This is a genomic window from Gramella sp. MT6, from assembly GCF_019357415.1.
Taxonomy (GTDB): Bacteria; Bacteroidota; Bacteroidia; order Flavobacteriales; family Flavobacteriaceae; genus Christiangramia.
This window is the reverse complement of the sequence record NZ_CP048410.1, coordinates 2,455,859-2,468,157: the sequence shown is the minus strand read 5'-3', so window position 1 is coordinate 2,468,157 and position 12,299 is coordinate 2,455,859. Positions and strand designations below refer to the sequence as shown.

Annotated in this window: 12 protein-coding genes; all 12 read right to left on the bottom strand. The window is 34.4% G+C overall.

All coding sequences use genetic code 11. From position 1 onward, the window contains the following. A complete protein-coding gene (locus G3I01_RS11070; RefSeq protein ID WP_219547844.1) occupies positions 1–1,458 on the bottom strand; it encodes a lipopolysaccharide biosynthesis protein in 1,458 nt (485 codons plus the stop codon). A gap of 4 nt (positions 1,459–1,462) precedes the next feature. Next, positions 1,463–2,338: a glucose-1-phosphate thymidylyltransferase RfbA gene (rfbA, locus tag G3I01_RS11065; RefSeq protein WP_219547843.1), complete on the bottom strand. Its 876-nt coding sequence runs from the start codon at positions 2,336–2,338 to the stop codon at positions 1,463–1,465. After that, on the bottom strand, positions 2,335–3,396 hold the full coding sequence (gene rfbB, locus G3I01_RS11060) for a dTDP-glucose 4,6-dehydratase (protein ID WP_219547842.1): 1,062 nt from the start codon (positions 3,394–3,396) through the stop codon (positions 2,335–2,337). Before rfbB ends, rfbA begins: the two co-directional genes overlap by 4 nt. A 4-nt stretch (positions 3,397–3,400) precedes the next feature. Next, complete coding sequence (locus G3I01_RS11055) at positions 3,401–4,657, bottom strand: GTP-binding protein (RefSeq protein ID WP_219547841.1); 1,257 nt, start codon at positions 4,655–4,657, stop codon at positions 3,401–3,403. A 43-nt stretch (positions 4,658–4,700) separates the two neighbouring features. Beyond that, positions 4,701–5,606, bottom strand: a complete 906-nt coding sequence (gene cysD, locus G3I01_RS11050; protein ID WP_219547840.1) for a sulfate adenylyltransferase subunit CysD — start codon at positions 5,604–5,606, stop codon at positions 4,701–4,703. Then, positions 5,599–6,201 (bottom strand): adenylyl-sulfate kinase, encoded by a 603-nt coding sequence (gene cysC / locus G3I01_RS11045; RefSeq protein WP_219547839.1) that lies wholly within the window; start codon positions 6,199–6,201, stop codon positions 5,599–5,601. Before cysC ends, cysD begins: the two co-directional genes overlap by 8 nt. Continuing rightward, complete coding sequence (locus G3I01_RS11040; protein ID WP_219547837.1) at positions 6,194–6,655, bottom strand: DUF2061 domain-containing protein; 462 nt, start codon at positions 6,653–6,655, stop codon at positions 6,194–6,196. The genes cysC and G3I01_RS11040 overlap by 8 nt, the downstream gene beginning before the upstream one ends. After that, the gene (gene cysQ, locus G3I01_RS11035; RefSeq protein WP_219547835.1) at positions 6,648–7,442 is read right to left on the bottom strand and encodes a 3'(2'),5'-bisphosphate nucleotidase CysQ; all 795 of its coding nucleotides are present in this window, start codon (positions 7,440–7,442) and stop codon (positions 6,648–6,650) included. Before cysQ ends, G3I01_RS11040 begins: the two co-directional genes overlap by 8 nt. A 2-nt stretch (positions 7,443–7,444) precedes the next feature. After that, entirely contained in the window at positions 7,445–8,839 is a 1,395-nt protein-coding gene (locus tag G3I01_RS11030) for a nucleotide sugar dehydrogenase (protein ID WP_219547833.1), read from the bottom strand. A 6-nt stretch (positions 8,840–8,845) separates the two neighbouring features. Further along, positions 8,846–10,126: a nucleotide sugar dehydrogenase gene (locus G3I01_RS11025; protein ID WP_219547828.1), complete on the bottom strand. Its 1,281-nt coding sequence runs from the start codon at positions 10,124–10,126 to the stop codon at positions 8,846–8,848. 14 nt (positions 10,127–10,140) lie between these two features. Then, a complete protein-coding gene (locus tag G3I01_RS11020; protein WP_219547826.1) occupies positions 10,141–11,142 on the bottom strand; it encodes an SDR family oxidoreductase in 1,002 nt (333 codons plus the stop codon). Between the two features lie 227 nt (positions 11,143–11,369). After that, on the bottom strand, positions 11,370–12,299 hold the full coding sequence (locus tag G3I01_RS11015; protein ID WP_219547824.1) for a hypothetical protein: 930 nt from the start codon (positions 12,297–12,299) through the stop codon (positions 11,370–11,372).

Genomic DNA, 12,299 nt, shown 5'->3' with positions numbered 1-12,299 from the left:
TCAATTATTAAAAAATTTTGTTTTTAAATATTGTAAAGCTTCAAATTTGAAATAGGATGCGAAGAATGTATAAATGAATACATAAATTATTGGATACAAAGCTAGCAACAAATAATCATTAAGGTTATTTAACTTGTAATGATAGAAGGCAAAAAAGATAATTAATAATACCGTATTCAAAAATACTATTGGCTTTACATCTATAAATTGCTCATATAATGTATAACCTATGAATTTACCTGAATAATATGAATTAATGAATAAACTAAGAAATGCTATGACAATTTGGCTAACCAATAACCCATAAATCCCAAAATTAATACCAATAAAAATAAGCCCCAATTCAATTACTTTTTTAACCATAGACAACTTGAAATATATATCGGTTCTTCCCTTTACTTTTAAAATATTAAGATTATAGCCATTAATTGGATATAGTAAACCTACCAAAGTTAAAATTTGAAAATAAGGAACAGCAGGCAACCATTTTTCACCTAAAACGATTAAAAATAAAGGTTTTGCTAAGATTGCAGCTATTCCCAATATTGGCATTAGAATAAATATGATTTCCTGAATAATAAGTTTATAATAACCTTTAAGCTTGGAATTTTCATCTTGTATCTTTGCAAAGACAGGATATGTGACCTTTGTAAGAGCTGATGTAACATTATTTACTGGTAATTGTTTTAAAGAGTTTGCTCTGTCATAGAAGCCTAATATTGATGCTGAAAAAAATTTACCTATTATAATTGAATATATATTCTTGTAAACCACGTTCAATAAATTTGAAAAAGTCAAATTTACTCCAAAATTAAAGTGATGTTTCAAAATTCTCCAGTCCCAATCGAATGTCGGCATCCATCTTCTGTAAAACCAAAGTTGGAGAGAATTAATAGAGGTTTGTAAAATATTCATCCAAACTAAACTCCAGACTCCAAAATCATTTAAGGCAAGAATAATAGCCACAACCCCTCCAATAATTAACGATGGAACAGTAATTCTCAATTTAGTTTTGAATTTCATTTCCTTAGTAAGCAGAGTACTTTGTATACTACCGATAGTCCCGATAGGAATTACTAAGGCAAATAATCTTAAAACGGATATTAAAATATCTTTTTCATAAAATCGAGCAACTAGGGGTGCGGAAAAATAAATGATAATGTAGATAAAAATAGAGAGAGCTAAATTGGAAAAGTAAACTACATTTAAATCAATTTGATTATGATCCTTCGACCTAATTAAGGATGAGGTCATTCCAGAGTCTTTTAACTCCCTTCCTACAGCTATAAAAACTGCAATCATAGCAATAACTCCGAAATCTTCTGGAGAAAGAACCCTCGCTAAAACAATTGTAATAATGAAACTTAAGAGCTGTATACTAAAGGTGTTGGTAAACGCCCAAAATAAAGATGTTAAATTTTGGGAGCTTTGTAAATTTCGAATGAAATTTTTCAACATACATTTATTTACTTAATCCCATTGAAGCAATTTCCTTTAAGTACTGCCCGTATTTAGATTTCCCATATCTTTCCGAAGACTTTTTCAGATCTTCTAGTTCTATCATATTTCTTTGAAATGCTACCTCTTCAATATTCCCTATCATCGTACTCTGCCTATTCTGTAAAACCCTAATAAATTCACTTGCATCATCTAAAGATTCTACCGTGCCAGTATCAAACCAAGTCATTCCCCTCGTCATAACACCAACTTCTAATTCTCCCTTTTCCAGATAGATTTTATTTAATGAAGAAATTTCTTTTTCACCTCTGGCAGATGGCCTTACTTTCTTAGCATATTCGATTACCTTGTTATCATAGAAATATAATCCCGGAACCGCATATTGAGATTTAGGTCTATCAGGTTTTTCTTCAATACTTATGGCTTTCTTATTCTTATCAAATTCAACTACTCCATAGCGTTGAGGATCCTTCACTGGATATGCAAAAATCGAAGCGCCCTTGACATCTGTTTTACTTCTCAGAAGTTTTCCAAATTCATTTCCATAAAATATATTATCTCCCAAAACCAACGCTACCTTATCTTTACCGATAAATTTCTCCCCGATTATAAATGCTTCAGCTAATCCATTTGGTTCATCCTGAATCTCATACTCAAAATTACATCCAATATGAGATCCGTCACCTAAAAGTTTTTTAAATGATTCCTGGTCATGGGGGGTAGTAATAAAAAGTATATCCTTAATCCCTGCTAGCATTAAAACGGATAAAGGATAATAAATCATAGGCTTGTCATAAACCGGTAATAATTGCTTACTTACGGCTATTGTTATTGGAAATAAACGAGATCCAGTACCTCCTGCTAAAATAATTCCTTTCATTCTAAATATTGTTTTTTATAATATTCCTTATAATCACCCGATACTACGTGATCAAGCCATTTTTTATTATGTAGATACCAATCGATAGTTTTAGACAACCCCTCTTCAAACGTAACCGAAGGTTTCCAACCTAAAGTTCTGCTTAGTTTAGAAGCATCAATAGCATATCGCTTATCGTGTCCAGGCCGGTCTTTTACATAATTAATTAACTTAGCAGAACTCCCGATCTCCCTGTTCAACTTTTCATCCATTAATTTACAAAGTAATTCTATGAGGTCAATATTCTGCCATTCATTAAAGCCTCCTATGTTGTAAGTTTCCTTTTTAGAACCTTCATGAAGTATTAAATCAATAGAACGGGCATGGTCAATTACATAAAGCCAGTCCCTTGTATACTTTCCATCTCCATACACAGGAAGATCCTTTTTCTCAACAATATTGTGGATAAACAATGGGATTAGTTTTTCAGGAAACTGATTTGGACCATAATTATTTGAGCAATTAGAAATAATATAAGGTAATCCATAAGTTTCTCCATAGGCTCTTACAAAATGGTCACTACTAGCTTTGGAGGCTGAGTATGGAGAATTTGGATCATAAGCAGTATTTTCAGTAAACAAGCCTTTTTCACCTAATGTTCCATAAACCTCATCCGTGCTAATATGATAGAATAATTTATCTGAATAGTCGTCCTGCCAAATTCTTTTAGCCGAATTCAATAAGTTCATAGTTCCGATAACATTTGTCTTTACAAAAGATAAAGGATCCGATATTGAACGATCTACATGAGATTCAGCAGCCAAATGAATTATTGCATCAAATTGATAATCATCGAAAAGGCCATCAATTAATTCGGCATTTGTTATATCCGCCTTTAAAAAATTATAATTGATCTCATTCTCTATATCTTTCAGATTTTCCAGATTCCCGGCGTAAGTAAGGTTATCCAAATTATAAATGTTATAATCTGGATAATTTTTCACTAATAATCTCACAACATGTGAACCTATAAATCCAGCCCCCCCTGTAACTAAAATCCTTTTGAAATTTCTCGTCATACTTTTAAATTATCATTCCCGCAGCGACGGTTTCATTGGTATTCTCATCTATTAATATAATGCTACCTGTATTGCGGTTGTCTCTATATGAGTCTAGCATCAATCTATGTGTAGTTCTAATCCTAACCCGAGCAATATCGTTCATAGAAAGAGCTTTATCTTCTGTATTCCTGTTATAAGTATTTATATCTATCTTATAAATTATGTCTTTGATCATGGCTCTTTGTTCATTAGAAGCATGCATCACCGTATATTTAGCTCTTGGCTTTGCAGCATCGTTATTTAACCAACATAACATAACATCAAACTCCTGTTCCCCTTCTGGCTGATTGTTCCTTTTGACAATCATATCACCTCTACTAACATCAATATCGTCTTCAAGGGTTATTGCAATAGACATAGGAGCAAAAGCCTCATCAATTTCATTTTCACCTGCGTTGATAGATTTTATTCTAGAGGTGAATCCTGAAGGTAAAACAGCAATTTCATCTCCCTTTCTATATATCCCACTAGCAACTCTTCCCGCATATCCTCTATAATCTCTATGATCATTACTCTGTGGTCGTAGGACCGTTTGTACAGGAAATCTAGCATCAATTTTATTAATATCACTACTAATATGTAAAGTTTCCAAGATACTAAGAAGCGTTCCACCGCCGTACCAGCCCATGTTCTGTGAGCGGTTTACAACATTATCACCAAGGAGCGCACTCATTGGTACGAAACGGACATCCTTAACCAACAGTTTAGAAGAAAATTCCTCAAATTGTCCGATAATTTCATTATACCTTTCTTCTGAGAAGTCTACCAAATCCATCTTATTAATACATACTATTAGATGAGGAATATTTAATAAAGAAGCTATGAATGAATGTCGCTTAGTCTGCTCAATAACTCCATGTCGTGCATCGATCAATATTAGGGCCGCGTTGGCTGTCGATGCTCCAGTCACCATATTACGAGTATATTGAATATGTCCAGGAGTATCAGCAATAATAAATTTTCTCTTTGGAGTTGTGAAATACCTGTATGCTACATCTATAGTGATTCCCTGTTCTCTTTCATCTTTTAAACCATCAGTGAAAAGCGCTAAATCTACTCCGTCATGACCTTTTTTTGCACTGGTATTGGTCACCGATTCCAACTGATCTTCAAAAATTGATTTAGAATCAAACAGTAAACGACCAATTAGTGTACTTTTTCCATCGTCAACACTTCCTGCCGTTGTAAATCTTAGTAATTGATTATTATTAATCTCCATTATCTTTGCTAAAGTTTTTATTCTTAAATCAAGTTTATTTCTCCTAAAAATATCCCTGTTTTTTACGGTCTTCCATCGCTGTTTCTGAACGTTTATCATCACTACGATCTCCTCGCTCTGTCTTTCTCATAGTGGAAACTTCATCAGCAATTTTATCAAGCGTGTCGGCATCAGATTCAATTCCTCCGGTAATAGTTATATCTCCAAGAGTCCTAAATCTAATTTTCTTCTTTTCAATTTTTTCACCTTTTTCGAGTTTTAAATATTCAGAAACAGGTATCCATGAATTGTTCCTAAAAACTACCTCTCTTTCATGAGCAAAGTAAAGAGATGGAATACTGATATTTTCTCTTTTAATATAATTCCAAACATCCATTTCAGTCCAATTACTAATTGGAAAAGCCCTAAAGTGCTCACCTTCATAATGTTTACCATTCAACAGGTTCCATAATTCTGGACGCTGATTTTTAGGATCCCACTCTCCAAAATCGTTTCGGTGAGAAAAAAATCTTTCTTTAGCCCGTGCTTTTTCTTCATCTCTTCTTCCACCACCAATTGCACAGTCTACCTTATTAGCTTCAATAGCATCAAGGAGTGTGGTAATTTGAAGGGCATTTCTTGTAGCATTTTTTCCTTTTTCTTCAGCAACTCTACCATTATCGATAGACTCTTGAACAGAACCTACGATTAATTTTGCTCCAAGACTCTCAATCAAGTCATCCCGGAATTCGATAGTTTCAGGAAAATTATGTCCCGTATCTACATGCATTAAAGGAAATGGAATTTTACTTGGGTAAAAAGCTTTTTTTGCTAGATGAGTTACTAAAATAGAATCCTTCCCTCCTGAAAACAGGATGACTGGGTTCTCAAACTGAGCCCAAACTTCACGTAAAATAAAAATCGCTTCCGACTCCAGCTCATCAAGATAATTCAGATAATATTTACTCATTACTTTTTATTTCTAATTTATTCTTTAAATAATCGAATATCCTTTTTACGGAAGCATCAGCTTCCTCAAGGTTCGTTTTTACTTCTATATCTGGAAATTCAGGTTCTTCATAAGGAGCATCAATACCGGTAAAATTTTTAATCTCCCCTGCTCTAGCCTTCTTATACAGCCCCTTAACATCCCTGGATTCGCATATTTCAATTGGCGTATTCACATAAATTTCAACAAAATCATTTTCGCCAATTATCTTTTTTACAGAATCCCGATCAGACTTTAGAGGTGATATAAAAGATCCTATAACAAGACTTCCTGAATCAATAAATAATTTAGCTACTTCGGCTATCCTGCGAAGGTTCTCACTACGATCTTCACGGCTAAACCCAAGATTATTATTTAGACCACCGCGAACATTGTCACCGTCAAGAGTAAATGTATGGACCCCATTATCATACAATCGTTTCTCAACCATATTAGCAAGTGTTGATTTACCTGATCCTGATAAACCTGTAAACCAAACGACAAACGATTTATGACCTTTAAGTTTATTGCGGTCTTTTCGCTCTACCTGAAAGGTATGTGGAACAATATTATTCATCGGTATAACTTAATTCATTCTCTTTCTTTAATTCTCTGCTTCTCCTTTGTTGAAGGCCGTAATCGTATTTATACCATGCCCTTTCATGCAAGTAGTAAAGTATCATTTTAGTCACCAATTCAATTCCTCCAATTTTCAATCCGGTAAGTGGATCACCAGATATCCACCAGGCAAGCAACATCGTATCTATAGTTCCAATGCAACGCCAAGTTATTGTTTTGGCAATATGCCGCTTTCGGCTATCGCCATTTCTAGTAACTCCGGCCTTGATATTAAACCAAATCCTTTCATGAAGGTAATACAAGAACATCTTAGTAATCACTTCCGAAAAACCAATCTTTAAACCTGTATAGGGGTTACCTGTAACAATCCAGGAAAGGACTATAGTATCTATAGTACCAACAACCCTCCAGGTTATGGTTTTGGCGATATGTCTTTTATACGTCTTACTCAATTGCGGATACAGAAAAATGGTTATTTAACAGGTTTTCCCGGTTATATTTCATTTCCTGCCCAGTCTCTTTATCAATAACCTTAAGTCCTACTGCTTTACAAATTGCCTGTCCAGCGGCTGTATCCCACTCCATTGTTGGTGCAAAGCGAGGATAAACATCAGCGTTTCCCTCGGCGACCAAACAAAATTTTAAAGAACTTCCCTTTGAAACCACTTTAATTTTGTCGGTCGATTTTTCCTGTAAGTTAGCAATAAAGTCTTTAGTATCCTGATTCATATGAGATCTGCTTCCCACAACCCGAATTTCCCCTTCACTTTTTTCAGGAGAAATCATTATGGACTCTACCTGGTTAAATTTAGCCGGATCTGTATCATTTAAAATCTGTTTCCAGGAGGAACTACCTGCTGAAAAATAAACTGTTTTTTTAGCAGGCACGTAAATTACCCCGAATACAGGTAAATTATCCCTTATGTAAGCAATATTGACAGTGAATTCTCCATTACGTTTAATAAATTCCTTGGTTCCATCAAGTGGGTCTACAATCCAACAGTCTTTCCAGTCTTTACGTTCCTCGTACTCAAGTTGCTTGTTTTCCTCACTAATGATTGGAATTTTAGTTGGCTTTAAAAAGGAGTTAATTACGGCATTAGCTTTAAGATCGGCTTTTGTAAGTGGAGAATCGTCCTCTTTATTCCGGATTTGAAAATCCTCGCTATTATAAATCTCCATGATTACATTTCCAGCTTCAATTGCTGCCCTGATTGCTATATCTAAATTCTTATCCATTTCTAAGATCCGATTGCATAAAATTCAAAACCTATTTCTTCTTTCTTCTTTCTTTCTAATAGTCTTCTTCCGTCAAACAAAAAGGCTGGTTTCAACATATTATTATAAATAGCCTTCCAATCTAAATCTTCAAATTCATCCCACTCGGTTAAAATGGCGACAGCATGGGAATCCTTACAAACATCGTAGGGGTTATTGAGAACAGTAACCCGTTTTCTGTTTTCTTCTTCAGGTCGGGAACTTAAATAATCCAAATCAGCAAACACCTGCTCTTCGGTAACTTTTGGATCATAGATTACAATTTCTGCCTGTTCGTTTAACAAATAGTCAGCGACATAGATAGCAGCCGATTCCCTGGTATCATTTGTGTCCTTTTTAAAGGCCCAACCAAGGAAAGCGATTTTTTTTCCTGAAACCGTATTGAATAATGTTTTTACAATATTAACGGCAAAACGCTTCTTCTGATGATCGTTCATTATGATCACTTGCTCCCAGTAATCAGCAACCTCCTCTAATCCAAAAGATTTAGCGATATAAACAAGATTCAAGATATCTTTCTGAAAACACGAACCACCAAATCCAACAGATGATTTAAGGAATTTTGATCCTATTCTGCTATCCATTCCAACGGCTTTCGCTACTTCATTAACATCTGCTCCGGTTTTTTCGCAAAGCTCACTCATCGCGTTTATACTGGAAACTCTCTGAGCTAAAAAGGCATTAGCCGTTAACTTAGAAAGTTCGGAGGACCAAACATTCGTAGTTAAAATTCTTTCTGCTGGCACCCAATGAGAGTATATATCAACTAAAGCTTGCATAGCCTCTTTTCCTTCTTCGGTATCTATATCCCCTCCAATTAGAACCCGATCTGGATCCATTAAATCTTCAACCGCAGTTCCTTCAGCTAGAAATTCAGGATTTGAAAGAATTTGATAATTAACTCCATTCCCTGTGTTATCTAATATATTTTTCAAAGCCTGAGCTGTTCTAACAGGCAGGGTGGATTTTTCCACCACAATTTTATCATCTTTGGCTACCCTCGCTATTTGTCTGGCACAAAGTTCAATATACTTCAAATCTGCAGCCATACCTTTTCCAATACCGTAGGTTTTGGTAGGTGTATTTACAGAAATGAAAATCATATCTGCTTTATCTATAGCTGAGTCTATATCTGTGGAAAAGTACAAATTGCGATCTCTTGCCTCACCTACAATTTGAGAGAGACCAGGTTCATAAATTGGTATGTTTTTGACATTCTGATCATTCCAAGCCGCAATTCTTTTCTCATTAATATCTACAACTGTAACATTGATTTCAGGACATTTCTGAGCAATAACAGCCATAGTGGGACCACCCACATAGCCAGCGCCGATACAGCAAATATTTTTAATCCTCATTCTAAACTATAATTTTCGATCACATTTATTCCCTAAAACTCCTTTAACGTCATAAACTACTGCTCCGTTATTTTTAAAGGCATTTAAATCAAGATCCATAAATTGTTTATGGGCAACGGTTAAAACAATTGAATCGAATCTATTTTCAGGTGTCGTATTCACTGTCTCCAAACCATATTCGTGCATGACTTCAGCTGGATTGGCAAGCGGATCATAAACAGTGACTTCCACTCCATATTCTTTAAGGTTCTTTATAACATCTACTACTTTAGTGTTACGTACATCCGGACAATTTTCTTTAAAAGTAATTCCCAGAACCAATATTTTTGAACCTTTAACTTTAATGTCATTCTGCAACATCAATTTAACAACTTCTGAAGCGACATATTGCCCCATCGAATCATTCATTCTTCTTCCCGCTAAAATAATTTCAGGATGGTAACCAATTTCCTGAGCTTTTTGTGCTAGGTAGTAAGGATCTACACCAATGCAGTGCCCCCCAACCAATCCTGGTTTGAAGGGGAGGAAATTCCATTTTGTTCCTGCTGCCTCAAGAACATCCTGGGTATCGATTCCCATCATATTAAAAATCTTCGCTAGCTCGTTTACAAAAGCAATATTAATATCTCTTTGAGAATTCTCTATAACCTTTGCTGCTTCTGCTACCTTAATCGTTGGGGCTAAATGTGTACCAGCAGTTATTACTTCAGCATACAAATCATTTACTCTTTCACCAACCTCAGGGGTTGATCCTGCGGTTACTTTTAGAATCTTTTCCACAGTATGCTCCTTATCCCCGGGATTAATCCTTTCAGGAGAATATCCCACATAGAAATCTTCATTAAATTTCAAGCCACTTATCTTCTCTAGTACCGGAACACATTCATCTTCAGTAACACCTGGATAAACAGTAGATTCGTATATAACTATATCTCCTTTTTTAAGGACTTTACCTACAGTTTCGCTAGACTTGTATAGCGGAGTGAGATCTGGCCGATTATTTTTATCCACAGGTGTTGGAACCGTAATAACAAAATAATTACAACCTCGAATCTCCTCTAAACTAGTTGTACAGAATAAACCTAAATCGTCTGAATTATTTTCTTTTAAAACCGAACGTAAAAGATCATCTTCAACTTCTAAAGTGGAATCTTTACCGCTCATTAACTCATTTACTCTTGGTTGATTTATGTCAAATCCTACAACAGGAAACTTCGTAGCAAATAACCTAGCAAGTGGTAAACCCACATATCCAAGACCAATAACCCCTATTTTTTTATCAGACATTAATTGTTGTATATTTATTTAAGATTCTTCCAATACCAATCGACGGCTTCTTTCAAACCTTCTTTAATTTTATGACTTGGCTTATAACCCAGTAATTTTTCTGCTTTCTCAATCGAGGCAAGCGAGTGTGGGATATCCCCAGGGCGATTTGGTCCATGTTTAATTTCGATATTTGATATTTCAGCATCAAAATCAGAAAGATACTCCTTAAGCAATTGAGTCAACTCCAGCAAATTAGTCCTATCCCCTACTGCAGTATTATAAACCTCGTTAACCGCATTCGGATCATCACTGGTTAAAGCCAGTAAATTCATTTGCAAAACATTATCAATGTAGGTAAAATCCCTTGAATAAGTTCCATCACCATTTATAACGGGACTTTCATGAGCCATAAACTGCATCACAAATTTTGGAATTACCGCCGCGTAAGCTCCATTTGGATCCTGCTTCCTGCCGAAAACATTAAAATATCGAAGACCTATTGTATTTAGACCATATGATTTATTAAATATATCTGCATAAAGCTCATTGACATATTTAGTGATAGCATATGGAGATAAAGGCTTCCCAATTTTGTCTTCTTCTTTTGGTAATGATTCAGAATCGCCATAGGTAGAAGAACTGGCCGCATAAACGAATCGTTTAACTTTGTTTTCTTTTGAAGCAACAAGCATATTCAAAAACCCTGAAACATTTACTTCATTACTCGTTATAGGATCTTTTAAGGATCGAGGGACCGAACCAAGTGCCGCCTCATGTAGCACAAAGTCCATGTCATCACAAGCCTTTTGACAGGTTTCAAGGTTGCGTATATCTCCCTTTACAAATTGAAATCTCGGATTATCAATTATATTTTCTAGATTTTCTTCATGTCCGGTAGAAAGGTTATCCAAGCATTTCACTCTTGCTCCACATTCCAAAAGAGTTTCACATAAGTTTGAACCTATAAATCCAGCTCCTCCTGTAACCAGGATATTCGATTTTGAAATAATTTCCTTCTGATTCTCAGTAATCAAGATAATATTTTTAGTTTTTTAGAATTGGCAAATATAAAATTTCCCTCAGGAGTATTAATAATCATCTTCTTAAAGAATTCCCAAAAATAATATCCATCATATATTAAAACATACGTTGAGCAAGAACACAAAACCTGATAATTTGAAATGATTCATACCCTAATACTACCTCTAATATAAATTTTATCTTAAATAAGAGAATTTGCACAAATTAAGGTTGAAAATTATTAATCATTAAAATGTCTTTTATAAAAAAAATCATTGTAAAGATTAACACCATTTTGATTTAAATGAGAGGGATCATAAAAATGAAGCGAATCTGATAAAAAACCCATATTTTTATAATTGTAAAAAGATAAATTTAAAGAATCCAAATATGTTAGTAATCTTTCAGGTTTGGAATATCTAAAATGACTATTTCTAGGCGAATGCACTATTATCAGTTGGGCATCTGTTTGCTTAATTTTCTGTATAGTCCTCACAAAAGCCTCCCACTGTAATTCATTATATTTCCATTTCTGATGATTAATATCTGAATAATTTTGATTAGTCCTAATCTTGCGTTGAACAAAACCTCCATTAACATAAGTGTCCTCCTTTTGGGCTTTATTTTCGATATCATCTAGCGAATTACATATATATTCTTTATAAACTGCAAATATCCAAGTGTTCATAACTTTGATATTTCTCAATTGAAGTGCTAACTTAAAAGTTTCCAGATCATTATAATCATTTGAAATCAAATCGAAGGAAGATTCCACTCCGTCTGACGAAAACATTCCTGGATAAATATCTAAAACGACATAATCTGGATTTAAACGCTCAATATATCTATTAACCAATATTTCTGTTTGTAAGAAAGTTTGTGCACTTGAACCAAGATTAAAACTATTATAACCGTATTCCCCAAAGATCCTTGGATCATAGTGCCTGTAAGATCTCGATGAACCTAGAAACACTATATCAACTTCTGAGGTGTTTTTAACTTCCTTAAATCTGGTGTTGGAAAACCCATATGCAAATTTCTCAAAGAAAATATTTTGTTGAAAATAATCTGGAACTATTTCGCCATACCCAATTAAACCAATTAGATAAACTGCAATTGAAAAAATTGAAAATAAAATAAATCTTTTGATAAATTTTTTAATTGATTCCAT

Excerpts from the sequence above, each read along its gene's own strand:
- G3I01_RS11025 (WP_219547828.1), bottom strand. The coding sequence starts at position 10,126 with ATGTCTGATAAAAAAATAGGGGTTATTGGTCTTGGATATGTGGGTTTA.
- rfbA (WP_219547843.1), bottom strand. The coding sequence starts at position 2,338 with ATGAAAGGAATTATTTTAGCAGGAGGTACTGGATCTCGTTTATTTCCA.
- G3I01_RS11030 (WP_219547833.1), bottom strand. The coding sequence starts at position 8,839 with ATGAGGATTAAAAATATTTGCTGTATCGGCGCTGGCTATGTGGGTGGT.
- rfbB (WP_219547842.1), bottom strand. The coding sequence starts at position 3,396 with ATGACGAGAAATTTCAAAAGGATTTTAGTTACAGGGGGGGCTGGATTT.
- cysD (WP_219547840.1), bottom strand. The coding sequence starts at position 5,606 with ATGAGTAAATATTATCTGAATTATCTTGATGAGCTGGAGTCGGAAGCG.
- cysC (WP_219547839.1), bottom strand. The coding sequence starts at position 6,201 with ATGAATAATATTGTTCCACATACCTTTCAGGTAGAGCGAAAAGACCGC.
- cysQ (WP_219547835.1), bottom strand. The coding sequence starts at position 7,442 with ATGGATAAGAATTTAGATATAGCAATCAGGGCAGCAATTGAAGCTGGA.
- G3I01_RS11070 (WP_219547844.1), bottom strand. The coding sequence starts at position 1,458 with ATGTTGAAAAATTTCATTCGAAATTTACAAAGCTCCCAAAATTTAACA.
- G3I01_RS11055 (WP_219547841.1), bottom strand. The coding sequence starts at position 4,657 with ATGGAGATTAATAATAATCAATTACTAAGATTTACAACGGCAGGAAGT.
- G3I01_RS11015 (WP_219547824.1), bottom strand. The coding sequence starts at position 12,299 with ATGGAATCAATTAAAAAATTTATCAAAAGATTTATTTTATTTTCAATT.